The 14,486-nt window shown below is 40.4% G+C and carries 11 protein-coding genes; 6 read left to right on the forward strand and 5 right to left on the reverse strand.

The genetic code is table 11. The features are described 5' to 3' along the window. Positions 1-118: 118 nt before the first annotated feature. The 5 genes from B3Y13_RS06680 to B3Y13_RS06700 form a co-directional block, all read right to left on the reverse strand. The gene (locus B3Y13_RS06680; protein ID WP_296021484.1) at positions 119-946 is read right to left on the reverse strand and encodes a M15 family metallopeptidase; all 828 of its coding nucleotides are present in this window, start codon (positions 944-946) and stop codon (positions 119-121) included. A gap of 5 nt (positions 947-951) precedes the next feature. Next, positions 952-1,278: an STAS domain-containing protein gene (locus B3Y13_RS06685; RefSeq protein ID WP_296021490.1), complete on the reverse strand. Its 327-nt coding sequence runs from the start codon at positions 1,276-1,278 to the stop codon at positions 952-954. Positions 1,279-1,294: 16 nt separating this feature from the next. Beyond that, positions 1,295-3,460 carry a PP2C family protein-serine/threonine phosphatase gene (locus tag B3Y13_RS06690; RefSeq protein WP_296667580.1) on the reverse strand — a complete coding sequence of 722 codons (2,166 nt, stop codon included), beginning with the start codon at positions 3,458-3,460 and terminating at the stop codon, positions 1,295-1,297. Between the two features lie 11 nt (positions 3,461-3,471). After that, the gene (locus B3Y13_RS06695; RefSeq protein WP_296667578.1) at positions 3,472-4,878 is read right to left on the reverse strand and encodes a PP2C family protein-serine/threonine phosphatase; all 1,407 of its coding nucleotides are present in this window, start codon (positions 4,876-4,878) and stop codon (positions 3,472-3,474) included. Positions 4,879-5,001: 123 nt separating this feature from the next. Next, on the reverse strand, positions 5,002-5,976 hold the full coding sequence (locus B3Y13_RS06700) for an Hsp33 family molecular chaperone HslO (RefSeq protein ID WP_296021508.1): 975 nt from the start codon (positions 5,974-5,976) through the stop codon (positions 5,002-5,004). 169 nt (positions 5,977-6,145) lie between these two features. Here B3Y13_RS06700 and B3Y13_RS06705 point away from each other — a divergent pair, with 169 nt between their 5' ends. From B3Y13_RS06705 to B3Y13_RS06730, 6 genes are all read left to right on the forward strand, one after another. Continuing rightward, the gene (locus tag B3Y13_RS06705) at positions 6,146-7,678 is read left to right on the forward strand and encodes a monomeric [FeFe] hydrogenase (RefSeq protein ID WP_296667576.1); all 1,533 of its coding nucleotides are present in this window, start codon (positions 6,146-6,148) and stop codon (positions 7,676-7,678) included. Positions 7,679-7,857: 179 nt separating this feature from the next. Further along, positions 7,858-8,841 (forward strand): ABC transporter substrate-binding protein, encoded by a 984-nt coding sequence (locus B3Y13_RS06710; protein WP_296693516.1) that lies wholly within the window; start codon positions 7,858-7,860, stop codon positions 8,839-8,841. Further along, on the forward strand, positions 8,838-10,265 hold the full coding sequence (locus B3Y13_RS06715) for an ATP-binding cassette domain-containing protein (RefSeq protein ID WP_296667572.1): 1,428 nt from the start codon (positions 8,838-8,840) through the stop codon (positions 10,263-10,265). Before B3Y13_RS06710 ends, B3Y13_RS06715 begins: the two co-directional genes overlap by 4 nt. Positions 10,266-10,313: 48 nt before the next feature. After that, positions 10,314-13,208, forward strand: coding sequence for a DNA polymerase I (gene polA, locus B3Y13_RS06720; protein ID WP_296693519.1), 2,895 nt, complete (start codon positions 10,314-10,316; stop codon positions 13,206-13,208). Between the two features lie 12 nt (positions 13,209-13,220). Then, the gene (locus B3Y13_RS06725; protein WP_296667567.1) at positions 13,221-13,841 is read left to right on the forward strand and encodes a dephospho-CoA kinase; all 621 of its coding nucleotides are present in this window, start codon (positions 13,221-13,223) and stop codon (positions 13,839-13,841) included. A 68-nt stretch (positions 13,842-13,909) separates the two neighbouring features. After that, positions 13,910-14,486, forward strand: a 577-nt coding sequence (locus B3Y13_RS06730; RefSeq protein ID WP_296693523.1) for a hypothetical protein, incomplete at its 3' end; no start/stop codon positions are given.

Genomic DNA, 14,486 nt, shown 5'->3' on the forward strand with positions numbered 1-14,486 from the left:
CTGTTCAGGCTCGCCGGCATTCCCTTTGCAAACCCAGCCAGATTTTTTTTCGATGTAGGAAATCGTGCCGATGCGCAAAAGCTCGTGGTCGTCAACAATGTAAAATGTTTTTGCCCAGCTAATTGTCTTCCCATGCATCCAGAAATTCCATCATGAACTGCTGGACATCGCCAAACCATTTTTTTTGAAATTCGCAGGCTTCAACTCCTATGTAGCGAAAATGCCAGCTTTCCCAGCGATAACCTGTTATATCTTCATATCCGTTCGGAAAACTCAAGCTCCAGCCGTATTTTGCGGCATTCTTGTAAACCCACTGCCCCGGAACTGTATCTGCAAAGGCGTCATCAACCGGAGCAAAATCCAAGGCCATTCCAAGCTGATGCTGGCTTGTTCCTTCGCGCGCACTTTCGCGTTCTGCTTCTTCAAGTCCGTCAACTTTTACCCAATATGCAAAAAGATTTTTCTGATATTCGTAGGAACGGTAAGTTGAACTTACAGTCAGCGTAATTCCATCATTTTTTGCAGCCTGAGCAAGAACTTTTAAAGCCTCAAAACTTTCTGGACGAAGGCTCAAATTGTTTTTATTGATTGCAAATAAATCGTTTTTTTCAAGGTGAACTAAATTCTTCGGTTCATAATCAGCGCCAACCGCATGCCGCTTGTCGATTAAATAAAAAGGACTTAAATCTTCCGAAGAAAAATTTTTTCTGCTTTCAAGAACGCGATGCAAATCTGCCAGGAATTCTTCAGGATTTCCGTTTGGAATTACATTTTTTGCACGTTCGCTCATCGAAGAAAGAACCCTGTTCAATTTTGCAAGCTCTGGATTTTGAGCCTGCAAATTTTCGGTTGCTGCAGGTTTGTTTTTTTTCTGTCCGCAAGAAACAAAAATCCCGCAAAAAAACAGCAAAATTGCGCACAAAGAAGAGAAAACTGATTTTTTCATAAGAGCTAAATAACCTCAGTTACTGAATGTATAAAATAGAAAGTATCGCTAAAACCTGTGTCATCTAGAGCCTGGCGCACAACCGGCGAAGGATTCATTATATAAAGACGGTGATCAAATTCTTCAGCTTCGTTAAATCCACCCATTATAAGACCGACTCCCGCAGAATCAATCGCTTCGACAGAAGAAAAATCAAGCACAAGGTTAGAATCGACAACAACTGTATAAACCTTGCCTTTCAGTTCGTCAAGAGTATAAGAATTTACGACACCGACAAGTTCATAAAGAACGTAATTTGCACCGAATTTTTCAACAACTTTTAAGGCATCCATTTAGATTCTTCCTCCGTTAATTCTTATTTGCAAGACGCTTGATTACAAGAATCGAAACATCGTCATCAAGTTCTTTTGCAAGAAAATCAGCCGCAGAATCGTACATTGTGCGAGCCATCACATTTGCCATGCAGGAAGTATTTTCTGTAATCGAACGCTGGATTCGCTCTTTTCCGTAGGTTTCACCGCGCAGAGATTTTGAATCGATAAGACCATCGGTACAGGTAACGATAACATCGCCTGGATTCAACTTTACTTTTTTTACTTTTATGAGTTTTCCAATATCCTTTGCAAAACCAAGAACACGGCCTTCACCTTGAATTTCAATTACGTTGTTATAAGATTTTGTGTACAAAAACAGGGCTGGAACTCCGCAGTTAATGTAATACATTGTGTCATCATTAAAATCAAGCAGCGCAAAAACGCCTTCAAAGAACGTTCCTTTTGGCAAATTGTAGCGGATAAACCTGTTTACTTTTTCAACAAGAAGCTTAAAATCACGGGTTTCCTGCAAGAATGTGCGAATAATCGACTTAATGATTACCATGCTCATAGAAGCAGAAATTCCTTTCCCGCTCAAGTCGCCCAAAATAAAAATATGCCGCGAATCAGAAAGGCGGATTAAATCGACAAATTCGCCGCCAATATTGTGCGCATGTTCCATAATGTAGCCGGTATCGTATTTTGGATTCTTAATTGGATCCATGTTTTCCTGAATGGAAGTAATAATCTGGCTTGACATACGGATTTCGCGGTTTACAGTTCCGACAATTGCCTGATTTGAAATATTGCGCATGTAATAACCGAATACAAAAAAGTAAGAATAGAATTTTGTAAACGTGATAAAGTCGTAGTCAGCGTAGATGTTTCCGCCGGCTTTTTGACCAAGGGTAATAAGACCGACAATGCGGCGGCCTTCTGCAAGAAGAATTATGGCTTCAGAAGAAGTGTCCGCAAAAAGTTTTAACAGTTCATGCTTGTTGCGTTCAAAAAGATGTCCGTTATCAACCTGACTTTTTAAAACAACCATGCGGTTTTGGTTGAGCATTGCGTCAAAAACAGCATTTTTTATGTCGAGGGTGAGTTCCGGACTTCCGTTTTGCTCATAAATCGCCTTGAGAATATTTTCGCTTTCTACAAAAACGTGCATTTTCGACAGACCAAGGTTGTGAATAAAAATATTCTGCATATCGTGAACAATTTTTTCCGGATCTTCACCATAGTCGAGCTTAGATAGCTGCTCTTCAAAAACTTCAGCATACTGGAAAGAGCGGAAATACTGTTTTTTCGCAAGGAATTTCGAAATTTGATAAGAAATTGTAATACAGACTACAATTACAATGCCGATTTCCAAAAAGAAGACAAAGTGCGACAGGGCAAATTCCGGCCACAAACGCGGAAAGAAAATTCCAACAACAACGGCAGGAGCAAGATAGCAGGAAATAAAAGTAACAAAAACACCGACTACATATTTTAAATCGTACAGAAAGTTCTGATGAGAATTATAAGAAAGGAGTACCTGAATAACTGCGACTGCAACAAAAACAAGAGAAGAAAACATTGGAACGCGCCCGCAGGCCTGCTTGATTACCCAAAAAGAAATCCAGCCGGCAACAAGCGCAAGCACGTTCAAAAGCGACTTCTGCATGTTAAGACGGTCATCGCGGTTTTCTGCACGCAAAATCATAATTAAAACGGAAAGAACAGGACATCCAATCAAAAGAAGCGCCTGAAAAACTTCAAACCAAGTTACAGGAAAATAGTTTGTAAGCTGTCCTTTAAAAAGAGGCTTAGAATCAACGCTTAAACCAAGAAATTCTGTAATTGTAATTCCGGTAATCTGAGTAAAGACAAACCAAACAGAAACCAGAACCAACCCCCATTTTATCGTCTTTACAACAGCTGGACGGTTATAAGAAGGAAACAAAATACAGTAAACACAAAAATCAATTGAATAAACTGTTGCCGCAATAAGAGCAAGGCGGAAAAACAGAAGAGGCATTCGGTCTGATGCGTAAAAAGTAGACCATAACATAAGAGCTATTGCAACACAAGAAACTGCAAGATAAACGCACATTGTCGTAAGAGGATTATTTACGTTTTCTGCAGAACGGTGATCGATATAAAATGCAAGGCCAACGGCAAAAGCCGCCATTACAAGGTTTAGAACAACATAAATCATAACAATTTCTCCTAGCCCTGAAGTTTTGCAACGAGCATTGTAAGGTCATCGTGAAGGCGAGTATCCGCATTATAACTAAAAACAAGATCCGTAATATCTTTTATGAACTCGCGCGGCTCTTTAGAGGCGCTTTTTTTTATCGTATCAGTAAATAGCTGTGTATCACCCAATTCAACTTTGTCCGCATTCATAACTTCAGAAACACCGTCACTTGCCATCATAATAAGGTCTCCGGAAAAAAGACGCTGTTCGCTTACTTCAACTTCGTCAATAGGAATAATTCCGACAATCGGACAGTTTGAAGAAAGAGATTTTATTCTATAGCCGTCCGGAGAACGGGTTACAATAATCGGATCGGACATAGAAGCGTTTACATAGCGAATTGTCATTTTTTGAGTGTCGATGATTCCAATGAACAAAACAGTATATTTATCCTGAAGGTGCATGTCTTTAATGGATTTGTCGATCGCCATAATCATGCCCGGCAAATCTTCCTTGTTTTCCTTGATTTTTACCGTGTTCATTACAAGTCCCATGACGAGGGCCGCCGCAAGACCTTTTCCAGAAACGTCTCCAAGCATTACAAGAGTTTTGTGCTCGTCAATCGGAAGAACCGTATAATAGTCTCCAGAAACATTTATCAGCGGACGGAAATATGCGGCAAGTTTAACCCTGTCAACTTCCGGCATTCTCTGCGGCAAAAAGGCACGCTGAGTTTCTGCAAGCTGCTCCCATTCCTTTGAAAGCTCAGAAATTTCAGAAAGACTGGAAATAGTTTCCGCGCGCAGCTGAAAACGTCCCAATTCCTCGTAAAGCCTTGGAAAAACTTCCATATCAAAATATTTTGTGTAACGACAAAAAACAAAAAAATGAAAACCCTTAGACGAAATGAAAAAACCCCGCGACTTACGGCTTTTAGAAACAATACCGAAATTGTCGCCTAAAAAGAAAGTTCCCTCTTCCCAGTCAATCGAATAATTTCTTTCGAGCAGTTCCATTCTCGCAGGATCTGAACTAAGCCGGTTTGGTGAATTGTAGAGAACGTAATTTGTCATACGGTTAATGTACAAAACAGAACAGTCGGCCTTTACTTCCAAAACATCTGCAATCAGGTTGTAAAAATCTTCCATTGAATAGCACAGACGCAGCTTATCGGTAAATTCCGTCAAAAAAGCAGTTTCGCCGCTTCTCATCGTGCTTTTTTCAAGATGCAGACGAACCATCGAATAAAGCGTACTTGCAATCATGATTAAAACACAGAACAAAACCGCAGTTACGGTCGTAGGAAACGTATTTGAATAATCAACAAAGTCGTTAATTTTAGTCTGCGGCACAAGAAAAACAGCCAGAGAAAGAAATATCAACGAAAGAAAAATATAAACCAGAGTAAGACCAATTCGTCTACGCGCTTTAAACATACAACCCTCTTTTCGACCAGACAAAAAGCCCAGAGTTTCTATTTAATTACAGAGCAACCTCAAAATATAAATTTTCAGAGGCTTTCTATCGACAGTATCGGCAGATTCTTACAGAATCATAACTTACACAAGCATCGATTTTGGAATTTTATAAGTTGAACCGCAGTTGTGGCAGACAATTTCCAATGGATCAGGATCGTTTGCAAGAATATCGGCAAGTTCATTTTTTGGAAGAGCCTTAATCTGCCGTGCGTAATACTCTGCGCTGCAAGGACAGTCAAAAATAATTTCGCGGCTCAAAACTGCCGTCGGATTAAATTCCCTGAAAAGTCCGTAAATTACGTCTTCCATGTCGCCGCCGTCGCTAAACCATTTTCCAATTGACGGCATTGCGCTAAAGGCATTTTCAACCCTTATAAGGAGCTCCTCATCTTCATCATCCTTTGAGTCAATGTCGTTTTCAACCTGCTCAGTTTTTACAGAAGATTTTCCGCCTGCCTTTGGAAGAGCCTGAAGAAACATTCCGCCTGCTCCAATTACACGTCCTTGTCTGTCAAACTGGATGCTGGTGTTAAAAGCGGTGTGAATCTGCTCACTCTGAGCAAAATAATGAGTCAAATCCTTTGCAATGTTTTTGTAGAGAATTTCTGTCATTCCAACCTGCGGAGCCTTCATTCCCTCGCCCATTCTCCGGACAGTCAAAGTGCCTTCTCCAAAAAATGGAGCAAGATCCCAGTTTTCAAGAGGTTTTTCGACAGGAATTGGATTTTGAAGCAAATGTCCACGCACATATCCAGAAGAATCCGCTTCAACTCCAAAACCAACGGCAGGACCGTTAGACTCGTAGTGCAGAGAAACGTGTTCCCTGCCTTTCATCGTAGGAATCATAAGCGCTGCGCAAAGTTCAGCCTGGCCAAGCACGAGAGTTTCAAGAATTCCAAGATGCTGGTTGGCGCGCATTTGATTCACAAGCCGGGTTCCATTCAAAAAAGCGCCGCGCACCCGGCCGTCAGCCATAACAAAAATAGTCATTTCGTCTTTGTGAATAGACTTCAAGTGTTTTAACAATTCTTCATCTTTAATTTCTTCTCTAATCATAAGATGTATTATATCAAGAACAAATTTCTTCCGCATCACACAATAGGTAAATAACATTCGGTTTAAATAAAATCAAAGCATTTTTTAAACAGTTTTTTCAAATATCGTTTTATAAAAACTTCAAAGTCTTAAAAAAAGTGATACACTATAAAATAATGAGGTAACTTTTATGCTTAACACAAACAACAACATGGCAATTCTTAAAAAAAATGTCCTTGCCGAAATTGTAAAATTGCAGTTAGAAGGAAAACTTTCAGATTCAAAAACAGTCAGCCAGATTGAACTTATTCCAGAAAAAGTTGTTCCAGACGGAACAATTCCTGTTACAGGCTCGCTCGAAAACGACAGAAGCATTGTCCGTGCCCGCATCGTTGCAGACCTCGGATTTTCACTCGAAGACTACGACCCTCAAAAGCCGCTCGCAGATTACGTAAAGCAGGCATTCCGCCGACAAAAACCAACTTGGCCGGTTTTAACAATGTACAAAAACGCCTGCAACGCTTGTGCAAAACCTCATCACTTTGTGACAGACGCCTGCCAGGCCTGTCTTGCCCGTCCATGCAAGATGAACTGTCCGCGTCAGGCAATTGAAGTTACCGGCAGGGCAAAAATCGACACTTCAAAATGCATAAACTGCGGTCTCTGCCTAAAAAATTGTCCATACCACGCAATCATAAAAACAGTTGTTCCCTGCGAAGAAGCCTGCCCGGTCGGAGCGATTGCAAAAGATTCGGAAGGAAGGGAACAAATCGACTACGAAAAATGTATTTTCTGCGGAAAATGCATGGCAAACTGTCCCTTCGGCGCAATGATGGCAAAATCCCAGCTTTTTGACGTTATAAAAAATATAATGGAAGGCAAAAAAGTAGTCGCCATGTACGCGCCTGCAATCGGAGCACAGTTCAAAGGCTTAAAACCCGGACAACTCAACGGCGCTCTTTTAGAGGCAGGATTTAGCAAAGTCTGGGAAGTTGCCGCCGGAGCAGACATGACAGCCGACAGCGAAGCCGAAGAATTTTCAGAAAGGATGAAGAGCGGAGACAAAATCATGACAACAAGCTGCTGCCCGGCCTATGTACGCGCCGTTCAAATCCATATTCCCCAGCTGGCAAAATGCGTTTCCGAAACAAAATCTCCAATGATTTACACAGCCATGCTTGCAAAAAAAGCCGATCCAGACTGCGTTACAGTTTTTGTCGGTCCTTGTCTTGCAAAAAAACGCGAAGGCATGGATTCAGACACAGTGGACTATGTTCTTACAGTTGACGAAATAAACGCTCTCTTTGCGGCAAAACAAATCGAACCTTCAAAATCTCCGGAAAAACCAGAAAAATACGTTCCTACAGTTTCCGGCAGAAATTTTGCAAAAAGTGGCGGCGTTGCACAGAGCGTAAAAATTCGCCTCAAAGACCAGTCAATTCTCCGCCCGCTCGTAATCAACGGACTAACAAAAGACCAAATAAAAATTCTTTCAAATTACGGAAAAATCAGCGCAGGAGAACTTCCTCAGCCAGAAAACTGCCCTAATTTAATCGAAGTTATGGCCTGCGAAGGAGGCTGCATTGCAGGTCCAGGAGTAATCACAAACCCAAATTTGGGCAACGGACTTTTAACTCTTTATGCAAATTCCGGCTCAAAACCAGATGCAGACGGAATTCCTAAAAAAGCCGACATGGAAAAAATTGCAAAAGAGCAAATTTAAAATTTGGACGAAGACTTCCTAAAGTACCGCATATTTTCTTGCTCCGAAGTTCCAGTCCATTCAAAAACCGGCTTTTCGCGGTTCCGCTTCATTTTAAGGCGACGCTTTCGCAAAAGCGCAACCGCCGCCTAAAAACGCCTTGCGCCGCTGCAATCCGGCGTACATTTACGGAGTTTTTTATGAAAATTTTCAAAAATTTAAATTCACAAAAAATAAAGAAAATTTTGACAGTTTCTGTTATTTTATCATCAGTTTTTTCAACATTTGCAAAGCAAAAACAAGTGCGCATAGGAGTTCTAAACGGACCTTCTGCAATTCCATGCGCTTATTTAATAGAAAACAAAAACAGTTCCGAAGTCAAAAATCTCGCCTTTGAAAACTGCGCTTCTGTTCAAACAGAACTTCCAAAACTTTTAAAAGGAGAGCTAGACATAGGTTTTCTTCCTCCAAACATTGCTGCAAAAGTCTTTAATTCTTCAAACAAAAAAATCGTCTGCCTTGGAGTTACAGGAAACGGAAACCTTTATCTTCTCTCAAAAAACGGCTTTCCGCAAAATTTTTCTCTGGAATCGCTCAAAGGCAAAACAGTGCAATGCGCAGGACAAGGCGCGACTCCCGAATTCATTTTAAAATATCTGCTTTCAAAAAACGGACTGAAAAATCAGGTAAATCTGGATTTTTCAATTCCTAACGCAAACATCGCCGCGGCCTTAATCTCGGACAAAATCGAGTTTGCTCTCGTTCCGGAACCTTTTGCAACAGTTGCCCAGACAAAGTCTCCGCAAGTCAAACGCATTTTAAATATTCAGGCAGAATACGAAAAACTTACAGAAAAAACTTTTCCAATGACACTTTTAGTCGCAAATGCAGATTTTGCAAAAAACAACAAAAAGCTCATAAAAAAAATTGCCGCTCTCTACGCAAAATCGAACGAGTGGACTGTAAAAAATCCAAAGGAAGCAGGAATTCTTGCAGAAAAAGCAAATTTTGGGTTAAAAGCGAATGTTGCAGAAAAGTCAATTCCGAACGCAAATTTTATCTGGCAGGATTCGCTGACGGCAAAAAAGCAGATTGAATCAATTCTTTCTGTTTTTTTACAGGAATCTCCGCAGTCAACCGGAGGAAAACTTCCTGACGACGATTTTTATTTTTCTCTAAAATGAACAAAAAAACTGTAAATTTTATTTCAATCCTGAGTTTCGCATTTTTGTGGCAAATTTGTGCCGTTCTTGCAAAAAATCCTCTCGTTTTTCCGACATTTACGGCAACTATTTCTAAATTTTTTGAACTGTGCGCGACACGAGACTTTTGGCAGAGCACGCTTTTTTCTTCGCTCCGCGTTTTTGCGGGCTTTTTTATCTCTGTTTTTTTGGGAATTACTGCCGGAGTTCTTTCCGGAATTTTCCCGCTTTTTAAGGCATTTATAGCTTTTCCGCTTTCCTTAATCCGTTCAGTTCCTGCAGTCTCGTTTATTTTGCTTGCGGTTTTTGTATTTAATTCAGATTTTGTGCCGATTTTTAGCGCAGTTTTAATGGCTTTTCCGGTTATGACCGCTGCTGTAAGTTCTGGACTTGATTTTAACGCAGAAGACAAAAAACTTTTTTTTATGGCAAAAGTCTTTAAGCTCACAAAATTTCAAAAAATCCGTTTTATCGTCCTTCCAAAACTCCAGAATTTTATCGAAAGCGGAATTTTTTCAACTTTTGGAATGAGCTGGAAAGTTGTCGCCGCAGCAGAAGTTTTGAGCATTCCAAAAAAAGCGCTCGGAGCAATTTTACAGAATGCGCAGGTCCAGCTCGAAAGCTCAGCTCTTCTTGCAACTACAATTATGCTCGTTTTTCTTTCGTTCGCCTTTGAAAAAATTTTGCATAAAGCGTTTGACAGACTTTTTTTGACCCTGACTTCTCCGGATTTTTCAAAAAAAATATCAAAAAACAAAAAAACAGAATCTTTTCAAAAAAAATCTTGCGAAAAAAATCAAACAGAACAGAATTCAACTTCTGTCAAAATCAAAAACCTTACGATAAAAAAAGGCAATAAACTTTTATTTGAAAATTTCAATTATGAATTCCAAAAAAACAAAATTACGGCAATTCTTGCGCCGAGCGGAAGCGGAAAAACAACGCTTTTGACGCAAATTGCGCTTACAAACCCGGAAGTTTCGTTTTTGTTTCAGGAACCGCGGCTTTTGCCTTCTCTCACGGTTTTTCAAAACGTTTTTCTGCCTCTTTTTAATATTTTCGGAGCAAAAAAAGCAGAAGAAATTGCAGAAAAATATTTAAAAGCCACAGGATTATTTGAGCGCAAAGACGAAAAAACTCAAAATTTGAGCGGCGGCGAAAAACAGAGAGTTGCAATGGCCCGATCGTTCGCTTTTCCGTCAAAAATTTTGCTTTTGGACGAAGCCTTTCAGTCGCTGGACGAAAAAATCAAAAAATCCCTCGAGCAAACCCTAAAAAAACTCTTGAGCGAAAGTCCAAAAACAGTAATCTTTGTAACGCACGAAAAATCAGAAGCAAAGGAAATTGCAGACATAACAGTCGAAATGGAAGGCCGGCCTCTAAAAATCAGTTCAAGTTTTTCTTAATAACATTTATACTTTAATAGAAAAAATTTTATTTTAAGGTAAACACGAATGGCAAATTTTATTGACGAAAACACAGTTTTTATTCTGGACAGCTACGGTTTAATTTTTAGAGAATATTATGCTTTTTTTAGCCGGCCGCTGACAGATTCAAAAGGACAGAACATAAGCGCAGTTTTTGGTTTTTTTAGAAATTTAAGCATTTTAATAAAGAATTTTAAGCCAAAGTATTTTATTGCGGCAATGGACAGCCGGACGCCGACTTTCCGGCATCTTGCATACAAAGATTACAAGGCAACAAGGCAAAAAACTCCGGAAGAGCTAAAAGCGCAGTTCCCAATGATTGAGGAATGTTTAAAAGTGCTTGGAATTCCAGTTTTGAGAGTTGACGGCTACGAAGCAGACGATGTAGTTGCAACAATTGCAAGGCAGTGCGACAAAAAAGGACAGCATTGTCTGATTTTGAGCGCTGACAAAGATTTGCAGCAACTCACAAACAAAAATATTCACATGCTGAAGCCAGACAAGGTAAAAACCTGGGCAGAAGCAGATGAGCAGGACGTCGAAAACGAATGGGGCTTAAAGCCAGAAAAAATACTTGATCTTTTAAGCCTTACGGGCGACAGCGTGGACAATGTTCCTGGAGTAAAAGGCGTTGGTCCAAAAACTGCGGTAAAACTTTTAAACGAATACGGAAGCCTCGAAAAAATTTACGAAAACGCAGACTCGATAAAAGGAAGCATTGGCGAAAAAATCCGTTCGGACAAAGAAAACGCCTTTCTTTCAAAAAAACTGATTACTCTTGAAGAAAATGTTCCAATTGAAGAGCTAAAGCCAGGATGTGAAGACTGCCTTGAAAATTTTAAAATAAAAAAACTTAATTTAGAAGAATTTTGCAGCGAAATGATAAAACGCGAACTTCCGGCACTGGCAAAAACATATTCTGAACTCAGCGAAAAAACAGCAAAAACCGAGAAAACTTCCCAAAAAAACGAAAAAGATTCCGAGCAAAAAAAACAATTTTCGCAGGTTGCAACAGAAATCAAAAAAAATAGGGGCGATTATTCTGCATGCACAGATTTGCAGACATTAAAAAAATTTGTAGACGAAGCTCTAAAAACCGGAACTGCCGCATTTGACACAGAAACCGACAGCCTCAACACACGCGAAGCAAATTTAGTGGGATTTTCTCTTGCGTACAAAAAAGGAAGCGGAATTTACGTTCCTTTGATTTTGAACGAAGATCCCCTCTTTGCTCCGCCAATAATCTCAAAAAAAGACGCTTTTGAACAGTTAAAGCGAATATTTTTTTCGGAAACAACCGTTGTAATGCACAATGCAAAGTTTGACATTGAAGTGCTTTTTTACAACGGACTTAATCTTTTGGGAAAAAATGCGTTAGGGATCGCCGCGAGCGCCCCCGTCGAGCAAGAGCCCGACCCGGCGCAAAGCGCAGGGGAACGTCCGGATTTTAAACTTTGCGACACTATGGTTGCGGCTTGGCTTTTGGAACCTGACAGAACTGGAAAATCTCCTTTTGCGCTGGAAACTCTGGCAGAACAAAAACTGGGGCTTAAGGGCACGGAATTTGAAGAAATTGTCGGCAAAGACCAGACTTTTGCAGATGTAAAAATCGACGTTGCGGCAAAATACGGCGCGGAAGATTCTGATTTTACGCTGCAGCTTTGGCAACTTTTTGAAAACGAATTAAAAAGCTCAAATCTTTGGGAGCTTTTTGAAAAAATGGAAATGCAGGTTCTTCCAGTTCTTGCAAAAATGGAAATTGACGGAATTCATTTGGATTCTACCTGCCTTGCAAACTACGAAATTGAACTGAAAACCCAGATTTTAAAGGCAGAAAAAGAAATTTACGCTCAGGTCGGACACGAATTCAATATTGCTTCGCCAAAACAGCTGAGCGCGGTTCTTTTTGACGAAAGAAAACTCAAGCCGGGCAAAAAAACAAAGACCGGATACTCGACGGATACGGACGTCTTGGAATCTTTGCGCGAATTTGACTGCGTTCCTGGAATGATTTTGGATTATCGGGCAAAGGCAAAACTTCTTTCGACTTATGTTGAAACTTTGCCGAAAATGGCAGATTCTTCCGGAAGAGTTCACACAAATTTTATGCAGACTGGAACTGCAACAGGAAGACTTTCTTCAAAAGACCCGAATTTGCAAAATATTCCGGTTCGCTCGGAAGAAGGACGAAAAATCCGTTCGGCTTTTACAGCGCCTCAGGGAAAAGTCTTGATTTCGGCAGATTATGCTCAGATTGAGCTTGTAATCCTCGCCCATTTAAGCGGAGATGAAAACTTGAGCAAAGCGTTCAACGAAGGAACCGATGTTCACAAGTCGACGGCCGCCTTGATTTACGGACTTCCGATGGAAAGCGTAACGGCAGAAATGCGCAGAAATGCAAAAACCCTCAACTTCGGTTTAATGTACGGAATGGGCGCTTTTTCGCTGGCAAAGGACTTGAAAATTTCAAGAACCCAGGCCTCAGAATTTATTGCAAACTATTTTATGGTCTATTCGGGCGTGCGCAATTTTTTTGACAAAAACGTTGAACAGGCAGAAAAAAACGGTTTTATCGAAACGATTATGGGACGCAGACGGTGGATCCGCGGAATAAATTCTGCAAACAAAATGGAAAAAGAAGGTGCAATCCGCATTGCAAAAAACAGTCCAATTCAAGGAAGCGCGGCAGACATTGTAAAAAAAGCGATGATTGACGTTTCTAAGGCGCTCGAAGAAAATCCGACAGGAGCAAGGCTTTTGCTTCAGGTTCACGACGAATTGATTTTTGAATGTCCAGAAGGCCAAAAGCCGGTAAGCGACACAATCGCCCTTATAACCGAAAAAATGGAACACGCAGTTCAGTTGAATGTTCCTTTGAGAGTAAGCGTAGAAAGCGGAAAAACCTGGGGCGAATTCCACTAATTTTGAAAATTTATGAAAAAAATTGTAAAACTTTCTGACAAAAATTTTTTTTTAAAATTGATTCCTGACTCGCCGGAAATAATCTGTCTTTGCGGACAGATGGCGGCAGGAAAAAACTATGCCGCTCAAAAACTATGCTCGCAAACTGCGGACAAAAAATGCGTTTCCCTAGACCTCGACAAGACAGTACATCTTGCAATCGAAAAACTCACACCGCAAATTCTCCAAACCTTTGAGAAAGACGCAAAAAAAGCAAAAATCGAATTGCAAAACAAAGACGGCAGCCTCAACAGGCGTGCGCTCGGCGCCTTGATTTTTGCGCAGCCGGACTTGCTAAAAAAACAAGAAGACCTCGTTTATCCGGAAACTGTCCGCCTTGCAAAAGAATTTATCGCGCAGAATAAAAACAAAACCATTTTTCTAAACGCGACAGTCCTTTACAAGACGCCGCAACTTTTGGAGCTTTGCTCAAAAATCTATTTTGTCACTGCACCATTCATAAAACGCCTTATACGCGCAAAACGCCGCGACAAAATGCCTCTCAAACAGATAATAAAACGTTTTAAAACCCAAAACAAACTTCTTTCCGAATATAAAAAAACAAAACTTCCAGTCATCTTCATAAAAAACTAAACATTTTTTTTGAAATTCCGATAAAAACTATAGTGAAAAAATTGCACTGTATCGGGAGCTAAAATATTATGGAACAGAAAAAAACTTTATGGATTGTCGCTGCATCAGGTATATTTTTATTGGTAGTCGCAGGCGCTGCCCTTTTGCTTTCCTTTCAAAAAACAGGCGCATCTCAAACTTACTCAAATCCTGCTGACGGCTGGGTTTCTTCTGCAAAAGTTCCAGATTCATCAATTTTTGCAGAAAACAATCAGACATTAAACAGCAACTCACAGACCACAGATCAGGATGCGGTTCAGCCTTTGCCGCAGTCAAACGCAAATGCAATTGCACAGACCGGCATTGAACCTCAAAAACAGTTCGCTCAAAACACAAATCAGCAGAACGAAAGCTCTTCTCCAAACGAAAATCCAATCAACGCAAAAAATGTAACCGTATTTACAGACAGCGCTCTCGTTTATGGAACAGGAACAACCACAACAATCGACTTAAATGCGCTCAAAACAAACCCAAATGCCGTTTCGCAGGTTACACCTCAAAACATTTACACGGCAGAGCAGTTAAACGAAAATAACAGAAACGAAAAAGCGGAAAAAACAGCTGTTCCGCAAGCTCAAACAGAATCAAAGCCAAAAACAACCGCCA

Source organism: Treponema sp. UBA7567, from assembly GCF_002476655.1.
GTDB lineage: Bacteria > Spirochaetota > Spirochaetia > Treponematales > Treponemataceae > Treponema_D.

Coding starts and splice junctions, on each gene's coding strand:
- B3Y13_RS06685 (WP_296021490.1), bottom strand. CDS start 1,278: ATGGATGCCTTAAAAGTTGTTGAAAAATTCGGTGCAAATTACGTTCTT.
- B3Y13_RS06695 (WP_296667578.1), bottom strand. CDS start 4,878: ATGTTTAAAGCGCGTAGACGAATTGGTCTTACTCTGGTTTATATTTTT.
- B3Y13_RS06710 (WP_296693516.1), top strand. CDS start 7,858: ATGAAAATTTTCAAAAATTTAAATTCACAAAAAATAAAGAAAATTTTG.
- B3Y13_RS06705 (WP_296667576.1), top strand. CDS start 6,146: ATGCTTAACACAAACAACAACATGGCAATTCTTAAAAAAAATGTCCTT.
- polA (WP_296693519.1), top strand. CDS start 10,314: ATGGCAAATTTTATTGACGAAAACACAGTTTTTATTCTGGACAGCTAC.
- B3Y13_RS06700 (WP_296021508.1), bottom strand. CDS start 5,976: ATGATTAGAGAAGAAATTAAAGATGAAGAATTGTTAAAACACTTGAAG.
- B3Y13_RS06725 (WP_296667567.1), top strand. CDS start 13,221: ATGAAAAAAATTGTAAAACTTTCTGACAAAAATTTTTTTTTAAAATTG.
- B3Y13_RS06715 (WP_296667572.1), top strand. CDS start 8,838: ATGAACAAAAAAACTGTAAATTTTATTTCAATCCTGAGTTTCGCATTT.
- B3Y13_RS06690 (WP_296667580.1), bottom strand. CDS start 3,460: ATGATTTATGTTGTTCTAAACCTTGTAATGGCGGCTTTTGCCGTTGGC.
- B3Y13_RS06680 (WP_296021484.1), bottom strand. CDS start 946: ATGAAAAAATCAGTTTTCTCTTCTTTGTGCGCAATTTTGCTGTTTTTT.